This is a genomic window from Rhodococcus jostii RHA1, from assembly GCF_000014565.1.
Classification (GTDB): Bacteria; Actinomycetota; Actinomycetes; order Mycobacteriales; family Mycobacteriaceae; genus Rhodococcus_F; species Rhodococcus_F jostii_A.
On record NC_008268.1, the window covers coordinates 7,427,435 to 7,451,608 of the forward strand.

General features: G+C 67.0%; 21 protein-coding genes and 1 pseudogene. 10 read left to right on the top strand and 12 right to left on the bottom strand.

The annotated features are described in order from the left end of the window. Window positions 1–3 precede the first annotated feature (3 nt). Window positions 4–687: an ATP-binding protein gene (locus RHA1_RS33820; RefSeq protein WP_011598652.1), complete on the bottom strand. Its 684-nt coding sequence runs from the start codon at window positions 685–687 to the stop codon at window positions 4–6. Beyond that, on the bottom strand, window positions 684–1,088 hold the full coding sequence (locus RHA1_RS53295) for a hypothetical protein (protein ID WP_011598653.1): 405 nt from the start codon (window positions 1,086–1,088) through the stop codon (window positions 684–686). Before RHA1_RS53295 ends, RHA1_RS33820 begins: the two co-directional genes overlap by 4 nt. Before the next feature lie 74 nt (window positions 1,089–1,162). Between RHA1_RS53295 and RHA1_RS53680 the strand changes: the two are divergent. Continuing rightward, window positions 1,163–2,469 (top strand): annotated as a pseudogene (locus RHA1_RS53680) (IS110 family RNA-guided transposase); the annotation flags it as partial. 117 nt (window positions 2,470–2,586) lie between these two features. On the opposite strand, the gene RHA1_RS33840 reads toward RHA1_RS53680, so the two are convergent. Next, on the bottom strand, window positions 2,587–3,294 hold the full coding sequence (locus tag RHA1_RS33840; RefSeq protein WP_009480158.1) for a TetR/AcrR family transcriptional regulator: 708 nt from the start codon (window positions 3,292–3,294) through the stop codon (window positions 2,587–2,589). A 220-nt stretch (window positions 3,295–3,514) separates the two neighbouring features. Between RHA1_RS33840 and RHA1_RS33845 the strand changes: the two genes are divergently transcribed. The 4 genes from RHA1_RS33845 to RHA1_RS33860 are packed head-to-tail and all read left to right on the top strand — an operon-like array spanning window position 3,515 to window position 8,541. Then, on the top strand, window positions 3,515–5,059 hold the full coding sequence (locus RHA1_RS33845) for an amino acid permease (protein ID WP_041812240.1): 1,545 nt from the start codon (window positions 3,515–3,517) through the stop codon (window positions 5,057–5,059). Between the two features lies 1 nt (window position 5,060). Next, window positions 5,061–5,906, top strand: a complete 846-nt coding sequence (locus RHA1_RS33850; RefSeq protein ID WP_011598657.1) for an urea amidolyase associated protein UAAP1 — start codon at window positions 5,061–5,063, stop codon at window positions 5,904–5,906. Beyond that, window positions 5,903–6,559: an urea amidolyase associated protein UAAP2 gene (locus RHA1_RS33855; RefSeq protein WP_011598658.1), complete on the top strand. Its 657-nt coding sequence runs from the start codon at window positions 5,903–5,905 to the stop codon at window positions 6,557–6,559. The genes RHA1_RS33850 and RHA1_RS33855 overlap by 4 nt, the downstream gene beginning before the upstream one ends. Beyond that, window positions 6,556–8,541, top strand: coding sequence for a 5-oxoprolinase/urea amidolyase family protein (locus RHA1_RS33860; protein WP_011598659.1), 1,986 nt, complete (start codon window positions 6,556–6,558; stop codon window positions 8,539–8,541). The genes RHA1_RS33855 and RHA1_RS33860 overlap by 4 nt, the downstream gene beginning before the upstream one ends. Window positions 8,542–8,546: 5 nt before the next feature. On the opposite strand, the gene RHA1_RS44740 is transcribed toward RHA1_RS33860, so the two are convergent. The 4 genes from RHA1_RS44740 to RHA1_RS33880 are packed head-to-tail and all read right to left on the bottom strand — an operon-like array spanning window position 8,547 to window position 11,159. Beyond that, window positions 8,547–9,170 (bottom strand): dihydrofolate reductase family protein, encoded by a 624-nt coding sequence (locus tag RHA1_RS44740; RefSeq protein ID WP_016880191.1) that lies wholly within the window; start codon window positions 9,168–9,170, stop codon window positions 8,547–8,549. Window positions 9,171–9,185: 15 nt separating this feature from the next. Then, the gene (locus tag RHA1_RS33870) at window positions 9,186–9,662 is read right to left on the bottom strand and encodes an SRPBCC family protein (RefSeq protein WP_011598661.1); all 477 of its coding nucleotides are present in this window, start codon (window positions 9,660–9,662) and stop codon (window positions 9,186–9,188) included. Then, complete coding sequence (locus RHA1_RS33875; protein ID WP_011598662.1) at window positions 9,659–10,015, bottom strand: ArsR/SmtB family transcription factor; 357 nt, start codon at window positions 10,013–10,015, stop codon at window positions 9,659–9,661. Before RHA1_RS33875 ends, RHA1_RS33870 begins: the two co-directional genes overlap by 4 nt. Before the next feature lie 58 nt (window positions 10,016–10,073). After that, window positions 10,074–11,159: an NAD(P)H-dependent amine dehydrogenase family protein gene (locus RHA1_RS33880; RefSeq protein ID WP_011598663.1), complete on the bottom strand. Its 1,086-nt coding sequence runs from the start codon at window positions 11,157–11,159 to the stop codon at window positions 10,074–10,076. A 192-nt stretch (window positions 11,160–11,351) separates the two neighbouring features. Between RHA1_RS33880 and RHA1_RS33885 the strand changes: the two genes are divergently transcribed. Then, window positions 11,352–12,944, top strand: coding sequence for an HD domain-containing phosphohydrolase (locus tag RHA1_RS33885; RefSeq protein WP_011598664.1), 1,593 nt, complete (start codon window positions 11,352–11,354; stop codon window positions 12,942–12,944). A gap of 38 nt (window positions 12,945–12,982) precedes the next feature. Here RHA1_RS33885 and RHA1_RS33890 read toward each other — a convergent pair whose 3' ends face one another. After that, window positions 12,983–14,710 (bottom strand): ABC transporter ATP-binding protein/permease, encoded by a 1,728-nt coding sequence (locus RHA1_RS33890; RefSeq protein WP_050787440.1) that lies wholly within the window; start codon window positions 14,708–14,710, stop codon window positions 12,983–12,985. 125 nt (window positions 14,711–14,835) lie between these two features. Between RHA1_RS33890 and RHA1_RS33895 the strand changes: the two genes are divergently transcribed. Then, complete coding sequence (locus RHA1_RS33895; protein ID WP_011598666.1) at window positions 14,836–15,972, top strand: serine hydrolase domain-containing protein; 1,137 nt, start codon at window positions 14,836–14,838, stop codon at window positions 15,970–15,972. A gap of 431 nt (window positions 15,973–16,403) precedes the next feature. Here RHA1_RS33895 and RHA1_RS33905 read toward each other — a convergent pair whose 3' ends face one another. Continuing rightward, a complete protein-coding gene (locus RHA1_RS33905) occupies window positions 16,404–16,607 on the bottom strand; it encodes a hypothetical protein (protein WP_037195621.1) in 204 nt (67 codons plus the stop codon). A 344-nt stretch (window positions 16,608–16,951) separates the two neighbouring features. On the opposite strand from RHA1_RS33905, the gene RHA1_RS33910 reads away from it, so the two are divergent. Continuing rightward, window positions 16,952–17,299, top strand: a complete 348-nt coding sequence (locus tag RHA1_RS33910) for a hypothetical protein (RefSeq protein ID WP_016880195.1) — start codon at window positions 16,952–16,954, stop codon at window positions 17,297–17,299. A gap of 218 nt (window positions 17,300–17,517) precedes the next feature. On the opposite strand, the gene RHA1_RS50710 is transcribed toward RHA1_RS33910, so the two are convergent. The 3 genes from RHA1_RS50710 to RHA1_RS33920 all read right to left on the bottom strand — a co-directional run bounded on the left by RHA1_RS50710 (window position 17,518) and on the right by RHA1_RS33920 (window position 20,406). Beyond that, window positions 17,518–17,685, bottom strand: coding sequence for a hypothetical protein (locus tag RHA1_RS50710; protein ID WP_009480173.1), 168 nt, complete (start codon window positions 17,683–17,685; stop codon window positions 17,518–17,520). 203 nt (window positions 17,686–17,888) lie between these two features. Next, entirely contained in the window at window positions 17,889–18,212 is a 324-nt protein-coding gene (locus tag RHA1_RS33915; protein ID WP_011598671.1) for a hypothetical protein, read from the bottom strand. A 130-nt stretch (window positions 18,213–18,342) separates the two neighbouring features. Then, on the bottom strand, window positions 18,343–20,406 hold the full coding sequence (locus tag RHA1_RS33920; protein WP_011598672.1) for a transglycosylase domain-containing protein: 2,064 nt from the start codon (window positions 20,404–20,406) through the stop codon (window positions 18,343–18,345). A gap of 1,193 nt (window positions 20,407–21,599) precedes the next feature. Between RHA1_RS33920 and dnaK the strand changes: the two genes are divergently transcribed. Continuing rightward, a complete protein-coding gene (gene dnaK / locus RHA1_RS33925; protein ID WP_011598673.1) occupies window positions 21,600–23,447 on the top strand; it encodes a molecular chaperone DnaK in 1,848 nt (615 codons plus the stop codon). Beyond that, window positions 23,444–24,115, top strand: coding sequence for a nucleotide exchange factor GrpE (gene grpE / locus RHA1_RS33930; protein ID WP_011598674.1), 672 nt, complete (start codon window positions 23,444–23,446; stop codon window positions 24,113–24,115). Before dnaK ends, grpE begins: the two co-directional genes overlap by 4 nt. The last annotated feature ends 59 nt before the right edge of the window (window positions 24,116–24,174 follow it).

Here is a 24,174-nt window from a genome sequence, read left to right on the forward strand (position 1 = left end):
GCGTCACCGTGCACACGTTCGCACGAACCTGTGCGCTTTGGAGGACTCCCTGTTCGAGCTGACGATCGTCGCCTTGCGGCGGTGGCGCTCCATGACCAACTCGTAGAAGTCGTTGGTCTCGGTGGCGTCCAGGGGCCGAAGCGCAAAATCGTCGAGGACCAGGAGATCGACGGTGGCGATGCGCCGCATCTCCGCCTCGACCGAGTGGCCGAGCCGGGCGGCGCGCAGACGGGCGAACAGCTTGTCGGCGCGGGCGCAGAGCACCGTCATCCGGCGCCGGATCGCGACGTGCCCGAGGGCGGTCGCCAGGTGCGTCTTGCCCACCCCAACCGGTCCCAGAACCAGGACCGAGTGGCCGGCCTCGGCGAACCGCAGCGAAACCAGATCCGACAGCAGGGATCGGTCGTAGCGGAGGTCGTCGAGGGCGTTCCAGGTGTCGATTCGCATCGACTGATCCAGACCGGCCTTCGCCGACCGTAAAGTGGCCGAGCGTGATTCCCGCCGGGATACCTCGTCGGCGAGGAGCAGTTCCAGGAACGCGACGTGGCTGAGCTGGTGCTGGCGGGCCAGGGCGAGTCGCTCGGGCAGGGTGTCCTTGAGGGCGCCGAGTTTGAGTGTTTTGAGGAGGGCGATCAGGTCGGCGCCGATCGGATCGACCGGCCCCGCGGGGGCGGGTGGGGTGGTCATCGTGTCTCCTTCGTGTCGGTGTTGCCGCCGGAGATCACCGTCAGATGCCCGGTCCTCTCGGTGGCGACGCCGGTCCCGGCAGTGGCGACGGTGGTCCTTTCGGTGGCAACACCGGTCCCGGTAGTGGCGACGCTGGTCCCGGTGGTGGCGATGCTGGTCCCGGTGGTAGCAGGTGTGGTCCTGTCGGTGGCGAACTCGGCGGGGTCGCGGGTGAACCGGGACGGTGCCGCCGACCCGGCGGCCGGCAGCAGCGGCGTGGTGGTCTCGGTGGCGCGTTCGAGCATCGAGGCGATCTTGCTCACCGACACCACATCCAGATCCAGCGCCGTCGAACATGCGGACTCGACCGGGCCGGGCCCGTAGCGGCGGACCAGCCCGAGCAGCCGGTAGACCGCCCGCATCGAAGATCCAGGGCAACGGATCGTCGAGCAGTCTTTCGGCGTAGATCCCGACGGCGCGGCCGTGCCCGGCGCAGGTGCCGATCAGCCGACAGATTCCCGATGCAGAGCACGAACTGGTGGTCGAGCGGGTGTGTGCCATCGACGTGGCCAAGGCCTCGGGAAGGGTATGTACCCGGACACCGGATCCGAGACGACCAGGCCGGCGGGCCAGCACGGTGTGGGACGCCCCGGCCACAACCGCCGCGATTACGGACCTCGGCGAGCAACTGGTGGCGGCGGGCATCGAGAAGATCACCGTTGAATCGACGTCGGACTACTGGCGGATCTGGTTCTATCTGCTCGAATCGGCAGGGTTGACGGTGCAGCTGGTCAACGCCCGCGATGTGAAGAACGTGCCGGGGCGCCCGAAAACGGACAAGCTCGACGCCGTGTGGCTAGCCAAACTCACCGAGAAAGGTCTACTGCGTCCGAGTTTCGTCCCGCCGCAACCGATCCGATAGCTGCGCGACTACACCCGGCTGCGGATCGATCTGACCCGCGAGCGCACCCGCTATTGGCAACGGCTCGAGAAACTGCTCGAGGACGCGCTGATAAAGGTGCCGTCGGTGGCTTCTCGTATGGACACCTTATCGGTGCGCGACATGCTGGAGGCACGGATCGCGGGCGAACGTGACCCGCGGCGGCTTGCCGGTCTGGCCCGCGGCGCGATGAAAGCCAAGCACGCCGCCCTGGTCGAGGCGCTCACCGGCCGGTTCGACGATCATCACGCCGAGCTGGCCCGGATGCTGCTCGACCAGATCGACACCCTCAACGCACAGATCGCCAGGCTCACCACCCGCATCGACGACCTGCTGGTCACCATCATCGACGAGCGCAGTGACCCGGTGCCGTCCGACGACCAGGACGCCGCGCGCGACGAGTCAGGGCTCACCACGATCGAGCGGCTCGACGAAATTCCCGGCGTCGGGCGTGCCGCCGCGCAGATCATTCTCGCCGAGGTCGGGCCGGACATGACAGTATTCCCACGCCCGCGCACCTGGTGTCGTGGGCGAAACTGTGCCCGCGCACCATCCAGTCCGGGCCGATCTAGCGCGGCGGCCGAACCGGCAAGGGCAACCCCTACCTCAAGGGAGTGCTCGGCGAGGCCGCCACCGCAGCCGCCAAGACAAACACCTTCCTCGGCGAACGCTACCGGCGAATAGTCAAACGTCGAGGCAAGCTCAAAGCCCTCGTCGCCGTCGCCCGCTCCATCCTCGTCGTGGTCTGGCATCTGCTGATCGACGCAAACGCCCGGTTCCACGACCTCGGCGCCGACTACCACACCCGCTACATCGACACCGAACGCAAGCTTCGCAGCCACCTCGCCCAGCTCGCCGCCCTCGGCTACCGCGTCACCGTCACGCCCGCGCCTAACCCAAACCCATACCTTCACAACCTGATCCGGCTCCGCAAGCTACGCCGGATGCTATGCCTGCCACTCACCTTCAGCATTTTCCGGTCAGAGGCGAAGGGGTGTTCCGCCCGCCGTCTCGGCGAGCAGTGCCCGCGACTTCGCCCGGATTTCGTCCATCGGCTTCGTCCATCCGAGGGCGCGTAGGCAGGCGTCGGCGAGGAGTCCGGCGGCACCCTCGTTCTCGGGCCCGGGAAGTAGTCCACGTTCGATGTCGGCGCGGGTTGCGATGGCGCTCTCGACTATTCGGAACGGCAGGTCGGTCAGGGCGGGGGAGGTGTCGCCCGAATCGTCGGTGATTTCCGTGAGGGCCTGGTCCGCCAGCTGCCGGTAGTGCCGGCGCAGCAGGGTTCGCTGGGCGCGGAACGGCTCGAATCGATCGGTCAGCAGTTCCGGAAGAAGATACAGCGCACCGAGATTCCATTTGGTGGCGGTGAGTTGCGTGACGTCGTAGGTGGCCAGCGCGTGCAGGCGCACCGTGGCGGGCGCGGCGGCGTCGGCGAGCCGCCCCGCGGCGGCGAGCGCGGGTGACACCGTCTCCTCGAGGAGCGCCGCCAGGATCTCCTCCTTGTTGGGGAAATGGTGGTAGAGCGATGCCTGCCGGATACCGACCATCTCGGCGATCTGCCGGGTCGAGGTGGCCGCGAAACCCTTGGTGGTGAACAACTCTCCGGCGGCGTCGAGTATCTCCTCGGGAGTGGTCTGCCCTGGTCTGCGCTGACTGGTCAGTCGGGGTCGTCCCGGCCCTGTGGTCACCGCTCCATGATGTCAGGTCGCTCGGGAATCGACGGTCTCCACCCGCAGTGAGGGTTTCGTCATGTTCCCGAAACGTAGGCAACGATGCTGTTACGGCCGGCCGCGATCTGGATACGCGGGCGTCACCCACCGAGCCACTTCCGCGAGAAAACTATCGAGCGACAGATATTGCTCTCGCCGAAGGAGTAAGCCCTTGAGTACACCCACAAGGACTGCGCAAGTGCTGACCGCGCCGGCCGCACCTCCCCGCCCGTCCGGCGGAACCGGCGTCGACGACACGGGCGACCTCGGCGAATTCGGCTACGAGCAGCAACTTCACCGTTCTCTGGGTAAGTTCGCGTCGTTCGCCGCCGGCTTCTCGTTCGTCTCCATCCTCACCACCATCTTCCAGCTCTTCGGGCTCGGATTCGGATTCGCCGGACCCGCCTTCTTCTGGACGTGGCCGGTGGTGTTCGTCGGACAGTTCATGGTGGCGCTCAACTTCGCCGAACTGGCCGCCCGGTACCCCATCTCGGGGGCGATCTACCAGTGGTCACGCCGGATGGGCGGCGAGGTGGTCGGCTGGTTCGCCGGATGGTTCATGATCCTCGCGCAGATGGTGACGGCGTCCGCCGCGGCCATCGCCCTGCAGGTCGTGCTCCCCAACGTGTGGAGCGGATTCCAGATCATCGGTGAGGACAGCACGCTGACGTCCGCGAGTGGCGCCGCCAACGCGGTGCTGCTCGGCTCGGTCCTCCTCGTGCTGACCACGTTCATCAACTGCATCGGCGTCAACTGGATGTCCCGGATCAACAACATCGGTGTGACCTGCGAGATCGTCGGGGTCATCGCGGTGATCGGCATGTTCCTCACCCACGCCCAGCGCGGGCCGGAGGTCGTGTTCGACACGGGCACGGCCGGTGCGTCACCCGGCTACGGGTGGGCGTGGATCGTGTCGGGTCTGATGGCGGCCTACGTGATGGTCGGATTCGGCTCCGCGGGCGAACTCGCCGAGGAGACACGGAACCCGCGCCGGGTCGCTCCGCGCACGATCCGCCTCGCGCTGTCCGTGTCGGCGCTCGGTGGTGGGCTCATGATCATCGGCGCGCTGATGGCCGCACCGAGCCTGACCGACGGCCGGCTCGCCGCCGAGGGCCTGCCGTACGTGCTCTCGTCGATTCTCAGCTCGCCCTGGGGCACGCTCCTGCTCGTCGACGTCGCGATCGCCGTGTTCGTCTGCACGCTGGCCATCCAGACGGCGGCGTCCAGGCTGGTGTTCTCGATGGCCCGCGACGGACGGCTGCCCGCCTCGCAGATTCTGTCGACGGTGAACACCCGCACCGGAACACCCATTGCGCCGTCGGTCCTGATCGGCCTGGTCTGCATCGGGATTCTCGCTGTCAACGTCGGGAACTCCGCCATCTTCGCGACCCTCTCGAGCGTCTGCATCATCCTGATCTACCTCGCCTACCTGATGGTCACGGTGCCGCTCCTGCTGCGCAGGCTGAAAGGCTGGCCGCACGGAGGACCGCAGGTCGACGCGGACGGACGGAAGCTGTTCTCGCTCGGACGGTTCGGCCTTCCGGTCAACATCCTGGCCGTCGGCTACGGCGCGCTGATGGTCGTCAATCTGTCCTGGCCGCGCGCCGAGATCTTCGACCCCAGCGGCGACTACCCCCTCCTGCGGTGGGCCGCCCCCGTCACCGTCGCCGCCGTGGTCGCGCTCGGATTCGCGTGCTTCCCGCGCGGCCGCACGACCCCCAACCCCGTCACGATCGGAGCCTGACATGACCTCAGTGGACACCTCGACCACCAGTGCCGCGAAGGAACACGCGCGTGCCCAGTCAGGAGTGGTCACCGACTCGATGCCGGTGGTCCCGGCGTCGTCCTGGCCCACCCCACCGTCCGACATCGATCCGGCACAGCTCACGTGGGCGGAGACGGTTCCCGGTGGCCGGTACACCACGAAGGTGCTGGGCCGCGGCACACGACTGCGACTGCGTGACCTCGCCGGCCGGGCCTGCGCCCACCTGCTGCTGTACCGGGCCGACGCGCCGTGGGAGCGGCTCAACGTCGCCGACACCGTGAAGGTGCCGTGGCAGGCGTACCTGGGCACGGGACATCCGCTGCTCTCCGATCAGGGGCGCGTGCTCGCGACGCTCGTGTCGGACGGATCCGGGCGGCACGACGCCCTCTGCGGCACCACGTCACTCGCCTCGAACACCGCGAAATACGGTGACGGCAGCCTGCATTCGGCATCCCCGGGGGGTCGTGAACTCTTCACCGTGGCGGCGGCGAAGCACGGACTCGAGCGGCGCGACCTGCCGCCGTCACTGTCGTTCTTCCACGGGGTGCGGGTGGGGGAGGACGGGTCGCTGAGCAGCATCGGATCCGCCGGCGCGGACACCGCGGTCGACCTCGTGATCCACCTCCCGGTGATCGTCCTGATCGCCAACACGGCGCACCCACTCGATCCGTCGCCGACGTACGACACGACCTCGCTCGAAATGCTCGCCTGGACCGGTGTGGACGTGGCGGAGCCCGTCGGCGCCGACCCGGAGTACCACCGAGCTTTTCTCAACACCGAAGACGTCTGGGCTGCAGCGCAGCGCCAGGGACGGGAGCAGGCATGACCACCACCATCGAGACCGCACCGCTGGTACCGGGAACGGTGATCCTGGACGAGGAAGTCGGCGCCCGCGGACCCTGGTCTGCCGTCGTCGTGGCCGGTGACGTCCTGACCATCGTCGACCTGTGCGGCAACCAGGCCGTGGACACCCTGATCTACGCGGCCGACGATCACCGGCAACGCTACTCGGCCGCCGCGACGGTGTCGGCGCAGCGAAACCTGTTCCTGACCACGGGAAGTGTCCTCCGCACCGACGATCACGACGCCCTGATGACGCTCGTCGCCGACGAGGTGGGCTCGCACGACACGGTGGGCGGCGCCTGCTCGCAGGAGTCGAACACCCTGCGGTACGGCCACCACACCAAGCATCAGCACGCCTGCGTCGAGAACTTCCTCGCCGAAGGATCCCGGTGGGGGATCGGCAAGCGGGACCTGGTGTCGAACATCAACTTCTTCATGAACGTTCCCGTCGACGCCGACGGCACGCTCGGAATCGTCGACGGCCTGTCCGCACCCGGCCGTCGCCTGGCGCTCCGCGCGGAGCGCGACGTGCTGGTGCTGGTGTCCAATTGCCCGCAGATCAACAACCCCTGCAACGGTTTCGACCCGACCCCGGTTCGGATGATCGTGACCCGGCCGACGGGAGCGCAGGCATGAGCGCCAAGATCACCGTTCACCGGCCCGGCATGCTCACCACGGTGCAGGACTTCCCCGGACGGACCGGGTACTGGCACGTCGGCGTGCCGCCGTCGGGGCCGATGGACGACCTGTCGTTCCGGCTCGGCAACACCGCGCTCGGCAACGACGAGGGCGCCGCCGGAATCGAATGCGCCATGTCCGGTCCCGCACTGCAGTTCGACGAGGACACGGTGGTGTGTGTGACGGGCGCGCCCGCGCCGGTCACCGTCGACGGAGTGCTGCAGGCGCAGTGGCGTCCGGTACGGGTTCCGGCAGGCGCAGTCCTGGACATCGGCGAGGTGGCAGGACCCGGCCTCCGCATCTACGTACTCGTCCAGGGCGGGCTCGACGTCGACGACTTCCTCGGCAGCGCCTCGACGTTCACGCTCGGCAAGTTCGGCGGACATCAGGGCCGCACGCTGCGGCAGGGCGATGTTCTCGCGGTCGGCGAGCACACCGGCGCCCGCGCGGCCGCCGTCCCCGCCGAATACGTTCCGGCCCTGTGCCGTCGCTGGGAGATCGCGGTCACCGAGGGCCCGCACGGAGCACCCGAGTTCTTCACCCGCGCCGACATCGACACGCTGTACCGGACCGACTACGAGGTGCACTTCAACTCGGACCGCACCGGGGTGCGGTTGATCGGCCCCAAGCCCGACTGGGCCCGCACGGACGGCGGCGAGGCCGGACTGCATCCGTCCAACATTCACGACAACGCGTATTCGGTCGGTGCCCTGGACTTCACGGGGGACACCCCGATCCTCCTGGGCCCGGACGGACCGAGCCTCGGTGGGTTCGTGTGCCCCGTCACCGTCGTCGCGGCGGAACGCTGGAAGCTCGGACAACTGGCGCCCGGCGATGCCGTGCGCTTCGTGCCGATCAGGGCCGACCGGGCCGCGTCCACGCGGGCACTGGGTCCCGCGCGGCGGGCGGCGCACTCGACGGTCTTCTCCACCACCGGCGACCGCGACGACGGCGTGATCGCCCGGCGCGACGGCGAGACCGCCGTGACGTACCGGCGGTCCGGCGACGACAACGTCCTGGTCGAATACGGCGACATGACCCTCGACCTGGCACTGCGGGCCCGCGCCCACGCGTTGCACCAGCGACTCGAGGTCGAGAAGCCCGCCGGGCTCCTCGACCTGACACCGGGCATCCGCTCGCTGCAGGTCCGGGTCGACCCCGACGTGCTGCCGATCCCTAAGCTCATGGGGCTGCTCGGCGAGGCGGAGGACGCGCTGCCCGCGGCGAACGAACTCGTGGTGCCGAGCCGGTCCGTGCGGATGCCGCTGTCGTGGGACGACCCCTCGACGCGTGAGGCGATCCAGCGCTACATGCACGGTGTCCGTTCCGACGCACCGTGGTGCCCGTGGAACATCGAGTTCATCCGCCGCATGAACGGGCTCGGCAGCGTCGACGACGTCTTCGACACGGTCTACGGAGCGGAGTACATGGTGCTCGGGCTCGGAGACGTCTACCTCGGCGCACCCGTCGCGACACCACTCGACCCGCGGCATCGGCTGGTCACCACGAAGTACAACCCGGCCCGCACGTGGACGCCGGAGAACGCGGTCGGTATCGGCGGCGCATACCTGTGCATCTACGGAATGGAGGGCCCGGGCGGCTACCAGTTCGTCGGCCGAACCACCCAGGTGTGGAACCATCGGCATCCCGAGAGGTCGGGACCGTTCGAGGACGGCACCCCGTGGCTGCTGCGCTTCTTCGACCGGATCTCCTGGTACCCCGTCGAACCGGACGAGCTGATGGACCTGCGATCCGACGTCGCGGCCGGTCGCGGCGGCGGCATCGAGATCACGGAGGGCACGTTCTCGCTCGCCGAGCACCAGCAGTTCCTTACCGCCAACGCCGAATCGATCGGCGACTTCCGGGCCGAGCAGGCCGTCGCGTTCGCCGCCGAGCGGCAACGCTGGTCCGCGGCAGGGGAGTTCGCGACGGTGGGCTGACCGCGTTACGCGAGCATGTCGGTGAAGCTGTCCGGCCTGGGTGTGTCCGCGCGTTCCCGGGGCACGTAATGCACTTCGACGACCCCGTTGCCGTACGACTCGGTGCCCACCAGTTCGAGGCCACGTTGGTCGGAGATCTCCGAGAACCAGGAGGCGCCCGGTGACACCACCGGGTAGACGAAGAGATAGAACTCGTCCACCAGCCCCAGCGCGAGGACCGATCGTGCGAAAGAGGATCCGCCGGACAGGTGAATGTTCTTGCCCGGCTGTCTCTTCAGATCCTCGAGGTAGGTCACGAGCTCGTCGTCGGTGGCCACGACGACCTGTTCGGTGCCGGCCCATTCGGTCAGCGGGTGGTCGCCGGAGCGCGAGAAGACCAGCTTCCGGTAGGTGTTCATCCGTTCGGCCATGATCTGGTTGGTTTCGGTCCCCGCGCGTTCGGCCAGCGCGCGGGGCCAGTAGGCGGCCATCTCCTCGTAGGTGGTGCGCCCGACCAGCACCGTGGCGAAGGTCGAGTAGATTCGATCGATCTCGCGGTACTGGTCGTCGACGAGGTCGTGGACCCACGCGGCGGGGTCGTCGAGGCGACCGTTGAGTGTCGTCATCATCTGCAGGACGATCTTGCGCATGGAAGGTCTCCTCCGTTACGCCTGTCGCTCGGCCAGTTCGGCGAGCTGCTTCGTGACGGTGCCCCAGCCATCGTAGAAACCCATTTCTTCGTGGGTGTTGCGGTCGGCGTTGTTCTTGTGCATCACGTGGGCGACGTACTCCGTGCCGGTCGGATGGTCGTTCAACGTGATGATCGCGGTCATGAACGGCTGCTCGGCGGGACGCCAGCCACCGACCAGCGAGTTGGTGAACACGATGCGCTCGAGTTCGTCGACGGCGAGGAAACAGCCACTGATGTGTGGCACGAATTCGCCCCCGTCCTCACTGATCCGGGTCGTGAACGCCCCGCCCGGGCGTAGTTCCATGTCGACGACCCGGCACCGGGACGGCGCGGGGACCCACCATTGCTCGAAGCTGGCGGGGTCGGTCCAGGCGCGCCACACGACCGGACGTGGTGCCCGGATGATGCGCGAAATCGTGAGGTCGAGATCGGGTCTCGCGGTGTCGGTCATTGCGGTGTGGCCTTTGCGTGTGCCGTGACGGTGTGTTCGGTGACGAATTGTTCGAGTCGGTCGGTGCGGCTTTCCCACAGTTCCTGTTGCTCCGCGAGCCACGCTTCGACGGCCGTGAACGGTTCCTTCTCGATCGCGCACGTCCGTACGCGCCCCTGCTTGTGCGTCCGGATCCATCCGCTGTCCTCGAGGAAGTGGATGTGCTTCATGAAGGAGGGCAGGGCCATGTCGAATGGTTTCGCCAGTTCGCTGACCGTCGCCGGGCCCCGGCTCAGGCGGCCCAGCACGGCCCGCCGGGTGGGGTCGGCGAGCGCTTGGAAGATGCCGTTCAGCTGCTCCGGATACTGAGCCATAAGGCAAAGTATTCACCGCAGCAATAGTTAGCGCAAGGGCTAACTGACGTGGGTGGTGTCAGCCGAGCTTGCCGCGACCGGGCGTGAGCGGGACGTCCAGGGCGTCGTAGAGCCCCGGCGCGGCCGTCCGCAGCCAGGGGATCGCGTTGACCAGGCGCCCCACCGCGGTGGCGTTGCCGCCGGCCGCTCGATTGCCGCCCTCGTCGGTGGCCTCCACGTTCACCTCGATGCGCGGCCGTCCCTCGATGATCACCTTGTGCGCGCCGTCCCCGCCGTCCGGCGGCACGGGCCAGTCCGGTGCGCACGACGGGTGGATCCGTGTGACGTGCTCGATGACGATCAGGGGCTCGCCGCCCACGATGCCCTGGACTTCGAAACGCAGCGCCCCCTGGGTGCCTGACTCGAACTCGCCCATGAGATCGGTGGTGATCGTCTCGTCCAGCGGCCGGCGCAGCAGCGTCTCCCGGATCTCGTCGAGCTCCACACCGAGGGCCCGGGCGATGAGCCGAATCTGGCCGCCCCACACCATCGTCGGCACCGTCGCCGCGACCATCGGCGGTTCGTAGTCCATCGGTTGGCCCATGCCGACGAGGTATCGCACGGAATCGTGCTGGTCGTACGTGGTGTAGTCGAAGATCTCCTGGCAACGGATCTGATCGATCGTGCCGGCCAGGCCCGTCATCAGGATCGGCAGGACGTCGTTGCCCCATCCCGGATCCACGCCCGACACGAACAGGGCGCCGCCGCCGGACTTCGCGGCCGCCTCGATCGGGTCGCGCAACTCGGCCGGCGCGTTGCGCTGGTCGTAGAGCGCATAGATCGACGGGGTCACGACGACGGCCCCGGCGGAGAGTGCGCGGGTGATGTCCGCCGCCGCATCGTCCGGGCGAATGTCGCCCGACGCGGCGTAGACGACAGCGCCCGGTGAGGTCGCGAGCACAGCGTCGGCGTCGTCGGTTCCCGCCACCCCCAGCGAGCGGCCCAGGCGGGCGAGGTCGCCGGCATCGCGTCCGACCTTCTCCGGGTTGGCCACGATCACCGCCGTCAGCTCGAGTCCGGGGTGTGCATCGATCGCGCGGATCGCGGCCCGCCCCGCATTCCCGGTGCCCCACACCACTGTCCGAATCTTCCCCTGGTCGGCCATGGAATCGGACCCTACCCAGTGTGCGAGGTCGACGCTGCCTGAATTGGGGCAATGCCCTGACCCGCCGGTGCGAGGGTGCTTCGCACGGGCGGGGTTGACCTGCGAGCTTTCGCATGGGTCGTTCGGCGTATGTGGGTACCTGTCTTTTCGAGTTGCTCCAGGCCCGGCCACGTTGAGGTGGACAATGGGAAGATGCACCCGCACGGGACGCTGCCCGGCTCGGGAAAAGGTCTGAGCAGAGCCGAACTGCTGGCCGCGGTATCGCTGGCGATCGATCTCGGTCTGGGACAACCGATGGAACACATGCTTCGGTCGTCCTTGATCGCGACACGGATAGCGGAGCGGATGGGACTCGACCCCGAGCAGCAAGCGACCGTGTACTACGCCAATCTGGTCGGGTGGATCGGCTGTCACGCCGACTCCCACGAACTGTCGGCGCTCTTCGGTGACGACATCGCCTTCCGGGCCGACACCTACGCGGTGGACATGACCGGCCTGCCGTTTCTGCGGCTGATGACGAGTCACGTGGGACGCGGACTGCCGGGCTGGGAGCGCGGCATCCGGGCCGCTGTCTTTCTGGTCGCAGCGCGCGGCCGGGTCGCCACGCTGATCCATTCACATTGCAGTTCCGCCGGGGTTCTGTCCGATCGGATGGGCTTGGACGGGCAGGTCGGAAAGGCGCTGGCGTACGTCTTCGAGCGTTGGGACGGCCGGGGGTTGCCCAACGGTTGTCGCGGAGAGGGTATCCCGATCGAGATCCACATCTCGCACGTGGCAGACGTCGTCGAGGTGCACCTGCGGACGGGTGGGCTGGGGCACGCGAAGGAGGTTCTCCGTTCCCGGCGCGGCAGTCAGTTCAGCCCGGCAGTGGTGGAGGTGTTCGAACGTGACGCGGCGGCGATCGTGGACGGGCTGCTCGAAATGGACGTCTGGGTCGCAGCGTTGGCTCGGGCTCCGGATCGCGACCGAACCCTGACGGCCGAGGAGAGTGACGAGCTACTCGGGGCCATGGCTGATTTCGTCGATCTCAAGTCTCCGTTCACCCTGGGGCATTCGCGTGGCGTCGCGAATCTGGTGGCCGGGGCGGCCCGGCACCTGGGCATGTCGCCGTCGGATATCACGCATCTCTACCGTGCCGGCCTCGTGCACAGCCTCGGCAAAATGGGAGTGTCCAACCAGATCTGGGAGAAGAAGGGGCCGCTCACCACGACTGAATGGGAACGGGTGCGAATGTATCCGGATCTGACCGGCCGGATACTGAGCCGGGTCAACGGCTTGGAGTCGGTGGTGTCCGTCGCGATGAAGCACCGGGAACGGATCGACGGGTCCGGCTTTCCCCGGGGGATCGCGGGCGCGGAATTGACCGCGAAAGATCGGCTGCTTGCCGCGGCGGATGCCTATCAGCGACTGCTCGAGCCGCGTCCGCACCGGCTGGCGCTCGATCCTCGCGGCGCTGCCGATCGGTTGAAAGAGGAGGCGCGCACCGGACGCCTCGACGCCGAGTCGGTGGCGGCCGTGCTGGCGGCGGCGGGGCAACGGGTGTCGCGGCGGACGCCCTGGCCGGCCGGGCTGACCGACCGCGAGGTCGAGATCCTGCGACTCGTCGCGCAGGGCCGGTCGAACCGAGAAATCGCCGCTGACCTGTTCATCGCCGAGAAAACGGCACGCAACCACGTCGAACGTGTCTACGCCAAGCTCGGGGTGAACAACCGCACGCAGGCCAGTCTCGCCGCGATCGACCGGGGTCTGGTGGGCTTCCCGGTCAATGCGGTCGTGGGGAAGTGAAGCATCCGCCTTCTGGCGGGACCGGCCGTGTGGGGCCGTCATCGACGGGATGCGCTGGGCCGGGACCGCCGGTCCAGTACCCACACGGTGGCCAGCATGAGAGCGACGGCGAATGAGGCGAGCGCGATGAGACTGGCGCCGGTGCCTCCGCGGAAGGTGTCGCCGTAGGCGGACATGGCCGGCAGGGTGGCGCTGTACCGGTCGAGATCCAGGTCGCGCCCCAAGGCTTCGAATGCGTGGCGGTTGGACAGGCCGAGGCTCATCAGGCGTCCCGGGAGGGCCATCTCGTCAACCGGGACGATGGCTCCACCGAACAGAACCTGAGGGAAGCAGAGCATCGGCAGGGCGAGGGCGGCCTGCGCGGCGTTGGAGACCGCGGCCGAGGCGAGCAAGCCGAGAGCCAGCGCCGAGGTCGCCTCGATCACGATCGTCACGAACAGGACGGCCGACACGTCCCACCCGACGGCGGGGAGCCGACCGAGCGCCCGCAGCACACCGAGCAGCAGCGCGCTCACTCCAGCCAGCACCGGAAGCAGCGCTGCCACCTTGGAGGCCACGTAGGCGCCGACACTGAGCCCGGCCAGGCGCTCCTGCCGGAAGACGGCCATCTCCCCGACGATCTGGAGCAGGCCGTACGTGAGGCCGAAGAAGAAGCCTGCGAATGCGATCCAGAAGACGATCTGGGCGGGGCCGAGGTCGGCCGCGCCATGCGGATCGAACGCGCCGCGCTGGAACAGCGTCGCCATCATCGCCGTGACCAGCACCGGTGAGCCGAGCAGCACCGCCAGGGTCAGCCGGTTGCGAAGGAGGACATCGACATTGCGTTTTGTGAGTAGCCACCATTGCCGCACCATGCCGGTGCGTTCGACGTCTGAACGGGTGGCGGGGACGGGCAGGACGGGCGGTAGCGCCGAGCCGGTCCGGGATTCCGAGGTCCCACCGCTGTCCGCGAATCGCTCCGCCCAGATCTGGGGAGTGTGCTCACGAGCCAGCCGGTCGTACACGTCCGCGAGGTCCTCCACACCGAAGTAGCGCCGAGCCTCGGTCGGGCTGCCGGTGAAGGCGAGGTGGCCGTCGCGAGCCAGGAACACCACCCGGTCGCACCGGTCGATGCCGGCCGGCTCATGCGTCGTGAGGACGACTGTGACCCCGCGCCGGCTGAGTCGGCGCAGCAGGCGCATCACGTCGGCTGCGGTCGACGGATCGAGCCCGGAGGTGGGTTCGTCGAGAAAGAAGAGGTGTGGCCGGGTCAGTAGTTCCACGGCGATACTGGCCCGCTTGCGCTGGCCGCCGGACAGCGCACGGACCGGCACCTCGGCTCGATCGGCCAGGTCGAGGTCCTGCATGGTCTCCTCGACTATCCGGTTCGCTTCGGCCGCCGATGTGCCCGCGGGCAACCGGAGCCGCGCCGCGTACCGCAGCGTGCGGCGCAGGGGCATCTCGAGGTGGATGATGTCGTCCTGGGGCACGTAGCCGATGCGCGAATCGGCGCTGACTCGGGCACCGCGAACGACGCCGTCGTGCCGAACCTCACCGGCAGACGGTGGTTGCAGTCCCGCGAGGATCTCCAGCAATGTGCTCTTTCCTGCTCCACTGCCGCCGGCGATGGCGACCAACTCGCCCGGCTCGACCGACAGTGACAGCTCCTGGAGGATCTGCCGTGCCCCGACCTGCCGGCTCACGTCGACCGCATCGACCCGCCCGACGGTCGGTGATTCGAATGTCGATCCGGTCGTGACCGATGATTCCTGAACTCGCTTTGTCATGCCCTGATCATCGGCCGGCCGCTCACGTCGTCGCATGGGGCGTTTGCCTCAAATCGGGCGCCGAAAACCGATCCAAGTCGAAGCCTATGAGGCAAGCTTCAATCAGATCGATGGTGGAGGCAGGGATGGGGAGCGGGGTGTCACAGATATTCGCGGGACGCCGAATCGTCGCGGTCTTGGCGATCTCGATGACCGGACTGGTGGGATGCGGTGAGTCGGCAGTTCCACCAGCCGTGCCCGACGCACAGCTCGACGACACGATTCCGGCGGCGATGGAGCACGCCTCGATTCCCGGGGCCATCGTCGGTGTCTGGCAGGACGGCGCCGCGCCCTACGCCGAGGCGTTCGGGGTGGGCGACACGGCCACCGGGGAACCCATGGCGCCCGACCTGTTCATGCGCGTCGGCAGCGTAACCAAGACCTTCACCACCACCGCCGTGCTGCAACTGGTCGACCAGGGAAAGGTCGGCCTCGACGATCCGATCGACAGGTACGTACCCGACGTCCCCAACGGGGACACGATCACCATCCGCCAGTTGGCGGCCATGCGCAGTGGGCTTCCCGACTACTCGGAGGTGGTGATCCCGGCGCTCCCGAGTCAGCCGCAGCGCCAATGGACACCCCAGGAACTGCTCGAGATCAGTTTCAGCCGTCCACCGCTGTTCACACCGGGCACCGAGTTCGACTACTCCAACACCAATACCGCGCTCCTGGGCCTCGTGGTCGAGAAGGTCTCCGGCCAGCCGCTGAACGCATTCATCGACGAATTCATCACGCGACCCGAGAATCTCGGCCACACCTCCGTCCCGACCGATGCGGCCCTTCCGTCACCGCACGCTCACGGATACACGAAAAAAACCGACGGGGAGACGGTGGACGCGACCGACTGGAACCCGTCGTGGGGATTCGGTGCGGGAAACATGATTTCCACGCTCGACGACCTGCGTGGGTGGGTGCGCGACTTGGCGACCGGAACGTTGCTCTCGCCGGCAACCCAACGCGAGCGGGAGCAATTTCAGCCGGCGCCGTCGGAAGGTGCGGGTTCGCTGTACGGGCTTGGAGTCGAGAACCAGAACGGCTGGATCGGCCACAACGGAAATATCGCGGGCTACCAGACCTACGCGTATTACCTTCCGCCTGAAGGGAAGACGGTGGTAATGCTGGTCAATACGAACGTCGACCCGCTGGGCGTGTGGAACTTCTTCGCCGAGATCGTGAAGATCGTCAGCCCCGATCATCCCTGGCCGGCGCCTCCGTCATAGAGACCGGATGAAAAGGCTTGTTGCCGTCCGGATCAGGTACGTCTTTGGTCTCCGGAGTCGGGCTCTTCGGCAGTCGGTATCGATGAGGGCATTCCTTCACCCAGCTGACGTCAGCAATCCGACGATTGCAATCGCGAGTGCCGAGGCGGCACCGCAGATTGTCCAGGCCTGCACAGCGGTCCGGCTCCAGCGGGGATTGCGGATCCGTGTCGTCGGCGCGGGGGCTGCGCCTCCTCCACCGACACGTGACGGTTCGGGTTCATGTCCGTGACGATGCGACATCGCATCCGCAGCGAGCGCTGCGCCGAGAGAGGCGACCACCACGATCAACGTGACGGCGATGACCACAACAGTCCAGGGCATATGTGCACCGAGCCTTTACGATTCCTGGGGTGCCGACGGGATGGGGTCGACGTTGGTGTGGGCGTGCGTCATGGCGAAGGCCGGAGCATCACCGCTGCCGCGATGAGGCCGGCGAATGTCGCGGCGACGATCGCCGCGGTGGCGCACGGTGAGTGGGTGACCATCCAGGCGGGCATGGCGACGGATAGTGCGGCACCGGCACCGATGACTGGCTGTGAGAGGCGTTCTGCACCGCCGGGTATGCGCTGCTTCATGGGTAGCGAGGGATGCATTCCATGCTCCTTTCGCAAGGGATAGACGCAGGCGGTGGCGATATCGGGTCCGATCGGCTTGGCCGCCTGGGTGGTTTGTCTGTCTCCTCCGGTAACGATTAAGAGTGATTTGGATCACAATTGAGTTGCAGGGCTCGTTTGTACCGCATTCCGGTTGGGAGCGCCACTGGGCAACCGTCCATGTGCGGGAAACCCCCGAAAGCGCTCGGTGCGACTCGCGATAACGCGCCGGGTGCTGTGATCCGGATCGGGAATCGAACAACGACGTGAGTCGCCGACATTGCGAGACAACGGGACTTTAGACCCTATCCGCACGTGCTTTCGCCGAGCTTACGATGCCGCGTGTGACACTCGGCTCCCTGTCCTTGGCCCTTCTACGTGTGAACTACCGACTGGCGCGGCTTCCGCTGCAACTGTTCGAAGATGTGGCGGTGTCACGGCTCGACGAACAGGAGCCGGTACGGCTCGCCTACGAGCAGATCCTGATCGACTGCGACCGTGCCGCGGCGTACCTGCTCAACGATGAGGGCGCGGCCAGGCGCGCGGCCGAGCTGGAGCAGCGGACGGCGTCGGTGCGACTGCTGATTGCTCGTGAACATCACCGCGTCCAGCGTCGTGGTGTGATCTTGCTCGATGAGCAGCGCGAGCGGTTTCATCAACGCCGTCAGCAGGACTCGGGTCTGCCGACATGATGTGTGCCTTGTTCGTCGTTATGGTGGTGGGCGGTCAGCACGATCGACCGGTGAGCCGACGGGCCCAGGTGGGGCGTAGGGAAGTTTCGCGCGTCATCAGGGCACGCCGGCCGCTCTGGCCTTTCACTCCACGCGTGGTGATAGCTGCGGGGTGGGGAGGGCTGCGACTGCTTTGCCCATAGTTCGCTGGCCTGGTGCGCACCACGTCTCAGCCCGGTTCAGCCCACCAGCGGCCTGAATTCGTGGAGGTTCAACAGCTGCTGCACATACTGCCCTTCGGCCAGCGCGGTCATGGCGTCGAGCTTGGCCAACTCTCCGGGGCTGGCCGTCGCAATGTCGAGTTGCATCAACTCGGCGACCCACTCCCGGATCTCTTGATGGATCACGCCCGATCACCACCTCTGCACTGTGCGTTTGACTCCGGCCGACGTTGATTCTCGATCTGATGTGGCGTCAGCGCCGGATCTCGCGCTTGACGTCGACGCCGGTCTTGCGTGCCTCGGCGATCGCGGCATCGTCCTGTGTGCTCATGCCTTGATTCTCCTCCGAACGTCCAGAGTGCGGGAATCGCCGGTCATCACCACTGAGTTCATTGCCTTTCCGGCGGCCATCTCCAGCCGCGGAGGGCGTAGTACTTCTCGCGGGGCTCGCCGGTCCATCCGTTGATGCCTTTCCGCGGAAGCCACCAGGCGTGGATCAGCAGCACGATCGCGGCCAGGACGCCGAGCAGTACGAAGAACCAGAATCGCCCGGCCGTGGCGCAAACCAGGACCGACAGCCCGCACAACACGAAAATCTTGCCGATGCGCCGCCATTTCGGGGTGTGTTCCTCCCAGTGTCCCCACACGATGGTGCCTACGGCGGTGATCCCGCATGTCACCGCAATTTCGAACCAATAGGGCCAGCTGCTCATCGTTGACCTTCCCATGCCTCGCGGGGCCGCCCTGCCTGCCGATTCCGGCGCGACCAATCGTCAGCAGAACAGTCGCAGCAACCCGAGAGTTACTGTCCAGTCGAAGGCGTTCACCCCGCTCGTCGTCCGGTCAGCGGGCGTAGCGCGGGTCGATCGGAGGCAGGGTGGTGGGGCCGAAGTTGTTCGCGATCGGCATCATCGCCGTGAACCAGGTGCGGGCCGGCTCGGTGCCGCCGAAGAGGTTGCCGTCCCCGCACGAGCGCAGTGGGCTGGTACAGATCTGGCCGGGGGTCGGCGAGTCCCCGAACACGTAGACGCTGCCGGCCAGGTTGTTCGTGTACCCGATGAACGCCGACGACATGTGCGATTCGGTGGTCCCGGTCTTGCCGGACATCGGCAGCTTCCACCCGGCGGCCGCGGCAGCGGCCGACGCCGTGCCACCGGGCAGGTCGTCCTTGCTGAGCGCGTTGGACAGGGTGTCGGCCAGGCCGGGATCGATGACCTGCTCGCACGCCTGCTGGGTGAGCGGGACCGGTCGGCCCTGCCGGTCGACGATGGAGTCGATCGGGCTCGGCGGGCACCACTTGCCGTGTGAGGCCAGGGTCGCGGCGACATTCGACAGCTCGAGCGGATTGATCCACACCGGGCCGAGGGTGAACGACCCCAGATTCTGGTCCTTCTGCATGTCGGCCAGGCTTTGGTCCCCGTACCCGGACGTGCCCGGTTCGGTGTAGGACCGCATGCCGAGGCGTATCGCCATGTCCACCGTCGCATCGACCCCGGTGGCCTGGAGAAGTTTCACGAACGCGGTGTTCGGCGACTGGGCGAGGGCGTCGGTGAGCGACAGTGCCCGCGGATACGGGGCGGCGTTCTGCACGCAGTAGGCGCCGCCGGGGCACCCTGGGGCGCCGCCGTCGCCCATCCCGAAGGCATCGAACCGGCCCGGTACGTCGAGGATCGCGTTCAGACGCAGCCCCTTCTCCATGGCCGCTGCCGTGGTGAAGACCTTGAACACCGATCCGGCGCCGTGCCCGGACAGTGAATAGGGCAACTCCTGCACCGTCTCCGCGGCGGCTGCGTCCAGGCCGTAGTTGCGGCTGCCCGCCATCGCCAGGACCCTGTGTTGGTCCTGCCCGGGCTGTACGACGTTCATCACGCTCGCGATGTCCGGGAGTTTCGGGTCGGCGTAAGTGGACACCGCCGACTTCACCGATCCCTGCACGGCCGGATCGAGGGTGGTGCGGATCAGGTAGCCGCCCTTTTCGAGCTGCTCCCGGGACAACCCGGCGGTCTGGAGGTACTGCAACGCGTAGTCGCAGAAGAACCCGCGGTCGCCGGCGGCGATGCATCCCCGGGGCAGATTGTTCGGTTTCGGGAGCACCCCGAGCGGTGTTTCCTTCAAGGCGCGGATCTCGGCGGCCCGGTCCGGAACATTCACGACCAGGGTGTCCAGGACGACATTGCGGCGCTCGAACACCCCCTCCGGGTTGGTGTAGGGGTTCAGTGCGGAGCTGGACTGCACCATGCCCGCGAGCATCGCCGACTGCGCCAGATTCAGGTCCTTGGCGTCGATGCCGAAGTATGTGCGGGCGGCGTCCTGCACCCCGAAAGAACCGTTGCCGAACGGCACCAGGTTCAGATACCGGGTGAGAATTTCCTCTTTGGAAAGTTCCTGGTCGAGGGTCATCGCCATCCGGATTTCCCGGATCTTGCGGACCGGCGTGGTCTCGATCGCGGCACGGCGTTCGGCGTCGGTCTTGGCGACCACGTGCAGCAGGTAGTTCTTCACGTACTGCTGATTGATGGTCGAGGCACCCTGTTCGATCTGACCGCTGGTGGTGTTGGTGAAGAAGGCCCGCATCGTGCCTTGCCAGTCCACCCCTTGATGTTCGCCGAACCGCCTGTCCTCGATGGAGAGAATCGCCAGTTTCATCTCGTTGGAGATCTGGTCGCTGGGGACCTCGAATCGGCGCTGGTCGTACAGCCAGGCAATAGGCTTCCCGGTGATGTCCGTCATGGTCGTCACCGCCGGCACCACCCCGTCGGCCAGTTCGGCCGAGGAATTACCGACGCTGTCGGCGGCACGGTTGGATGCGTACCCGAGCCCGGCGGCGACCGGAAACATCACCCCGGCCAGCATTATCCCCGCGGCCACGGTGGCGCCGGTGAGCTTGAGAACAATCTTGGAATGCACTTCGGCACCTCATTCCGACGGTGCACCGGCAACGAATCTGCCAGTGCTGAAACGACTATCGGGTCACGCGGCACGTCCGGGAAGGGATGTGGCGCACAAGCCCGTGGCGGTCACGATAGGGGAGTGGCGTCAGATCTGATGGGACGGCAGCCGGTGCCTGCCTGTCACACCCGGAGCACACAGGGGCTGTTCCGCACGGGCATGGTGACACGGCCGAGGTCGGTGACGGTGCCCGCGCGCGGGCCGGCAGCGATACCGGCCAGTTGACGGCGCCGCGCTCCGGGGCGCGGCGCGGCGCGAGCGCGTCGGCTCCGATGTCAGCTGGGAGCGTCTCGTGCACGTCGCTCGTAGCGTTGGTGTGGCCGAACTGCACGGCCATGCGCTCGGCGGCGATCACCCCTAGCACGGTAAGCAGCGCCGTGCGCCGCCGCGAGGATTGCCGACCGCCACACACAGGGCTCAAGGTAACACCGATAGCGCGTTCCCCGACCTGTTCCGGGGAGAGACCATCAAATGCGCTGAACCGGTGGACGATCCGCCACCCGTCGACTGCCGCAAACGATGAAGGAGCCCCTTGGTAGAAGATGACGAACCGCTCGGAGGCCCGATCTGGAACCCGGTTGCGTCGATACGAGATGACGAATCATCAGATAGCCCCGAGGAGACGAACATGAGACCCACAATCCGAAGCCTGGTGATCCCCGTATCCGACCTCCGGCGCAACCGAGCGCAACGCTCCACGTCATGTCGCACCCGAGATGCGGATCTGCGTGCTTGCCGACGCCGACGGCAACCCGATCGGGCTGCGCGCCGATAGACGTCGGCGTGGCCGGTCCCGGCCAAGTGAATCGCGTGGGAGGGTGGGGTGAATCAACGCAGTCGTCCGGGCTGCGGGTAATCCGCGGCCCGGCGTTCGGGGTGGTCGCGGATCTACCGCCGGACCACTCGGACTGCTTGTGTTCCTTGCCATTCGACGGTGAGCGGGCTATCTCCTACCAAGCGCCTCGGCGACCGATCAAGACGAAATCCACCGGGCAAACACAGCAAGGTTGAGCGTTCCACGCTCAATCCTTCGCCTTGACCTCGGTTTGGACCGGAGGGAAAATTGAGTCGATAACACTCAAGTTCGGTGGGTGTGACGACGCAGATCGACCGAAGGATCACGCCCACCCGGTGTGCTGCTGGAGGCGGTCATGGCTCGCGCGGTGGGAATCGATTTGGGGACCACGAACTCGGTGGTGTGCGTGCTCGAGGGCGGCGACCCGGTGGTGGTCGCCAACTCGGAAGGTTCGCGCACGACACCGTCGGTGGTGGCGTTCGCGAAGAACGGTGAGGTGCTGGTCGGCCAGCCCGCCAAGAACCAGGCGGTGACGAACGTGGACCGGACGGTGCGATCGGTGAAACGGGAGATCGGCACCGACTGGCATGTGGCGATCGACGACAAGAAGTACAGCGCTCAGGAGATCAGCGCGCGCACGCTCATGAAGCTGAAGCGCGACGCCGAGGCGTACCTGGGTGAGGACATCACGGACGCCGTGATCACCGTCCCCGCGTACTTCGAGGACGCCCAGCGTCAGGCCACGAAGGAAGCCGGCCAGATCGCCGGTCTCAACGTCCTGCGCATCGTCAACGAGCCCACCGCGGCCGCACTGGCCTACGGCCTGGACAAGGGCGACAAGGAACAGACCATCCTGGTCTTCGACCTCGGTGGCGGCACGTTCGACGTCTCGCTGCTCGAAATCGGCGAGGGCGTCGTCGAGGTTCGCGCCACGTCCGGTGACAACCACCTCGGTGGTGACGACTGGGACGACCGGATCGTGAAGTGGCTGGCCGACAAGTTCAAGGCTCAGAACGGTATCGATCTGACCAAGGACAAGATGGCTCTGCAGCGTCTCCGCGAGGCTGCCGAGAAGGCCAAGATCGAACTGTCCTCGTCGCAGAGCACGTCGATCAACCTGCCCTACATCACCGTCGACGCGGACAAGAACCCGCTGTTCCTCGACGAGCAGTTGTCCCGCAGCGAGTTCGAGAAGATCACGTCCGATCTTCTCGACCGCACCCGGGCCCCGTTCCAATCGGTGATCAAGGACGCGAAGATCTCCGTCAAGGACATCGACCAAGTCGTGCTCGTCGGTGGCTCCACCCGTATGCCGGCCGTGACGAATCTGGTGCGCGAGCTGACCGGCGGGAAGGAACCGAACAAGGGTGTCAACCCGGACGAGGTCGTCGCCGTCGGCGCCGCCCTGCAGGCCGGTGTTCTCAAGGGCGAGGTCAAGGATGTGCTGCTCCTCGACGTCACCCCGCTGTCCCTCGGCATCGAGACCAAGGGTGGCGTGATGACCAAGCTCATCGAGCGCAACACCACCATCCCGACCAAGCGTTCCGAGACGTTCACCACCGCTGACGACAACCAGCCTTCGGTGCAGATCCAGGTGTTCCAGGGTGAGCGCGAAATCGCCTCGCACAACAAGCTGCTCGGCTCGTTCGAGCTGGCCGGGATTCCGCCGGCACCGCGGGGGGTGCCGCAGATCGAGGTCACCTTCGACATCGACGCCAACGGCATCGTGCACGTGACCGCCAAGGACAAGGGCACGGGCAAGGAGAACACGATCAAGATTCAGGAGGGTTCCGGTCTGTCGAAGGAAGAGATCGACCGGATGATCAAGGACGCCGAGGCTCACGCTGCCGAGGACGCCCAACGCAGGGAGGAAGCGGAGGTGCGCAACCAGGCCGAGTCGCTGGTGTACCAGACCGAGAAGTTCATCAAGGACAACGAGGACAAGGTGCCCGCCGACGTCAAGGAGAAGGTCGAGTCGTCGATCACGAATGCCCAGGAGAAGTTGAAGGGCAGCGACGTCACGGCCATCAAAGAGGCCATCGAGAAACTGACCACCGACTCGCAAGCTTTGGGCCAGGCGATCTACGACGCGCAGGCGAAGGACTCGGCCGCCACCGGCGGTGGGAACGGTTCCTCGGGAGGGGCCGAGGAGGTCTTCGACGCTGAGGTGGTGGACGAACCCGGACGGGAGGACAACCGATGAGCAGCAGCGAGCGCCGCGACGGCGACAAGCCGCCGCGGGAACCGATCTCGATCACCGACAAACGCCGCTTCGATCCGGATACCGGCCGGGTACGCGAGCACACTCCGAGCGAGCCCGTCACCCCGACACCACAACGGGAACCCCAGCCGACCACGTCCGACGCGGAGATGCACCCCGGTGACCGGGCCGATCGGGCGGCGCGCGAACACCCTGATCGAGTGGCGGAGTTGACCGCCGATCTGCAGCGGGTGCAGGCCGAGTACACCAACTACCGGCGCCGGATCGAACGCGACCGACACGCGGCAGTCGAGGCCGCGACGGCGTCGGTGGCGGCGAAGTTTCTCGGGATCCTCGACGACCTCGATCGAGCCCGCGAGCACGGCGACCTCGAAACCGAACCCCTGCGTGCGATCGCGGCCGGGCTCGATGCGATCCTGACCGGCCTGGGAGTGGCCGCATTCGGTGAAGAGGGTGACCGCTTCGATCCCACCTTGCACGAAGCGATCCAGCACGAAGGTGCCGGGGGCGATCCCGTCGTGGGCAGGGTGCTGCGACGCGGCTACACCTTCGGTGACCGCAAGGTGCTGCGGACCGCGACGGTGACCGTGGTCGAGGGGCCCGCGTCGCCGGGGAACGTCACGGGCACCGCACCGGTCGACGGCTCCTGAGACACCGCACACCAGTCTGACGACGCCGATCTCGGAACGCATTGCGCTCTCGTCGCGGC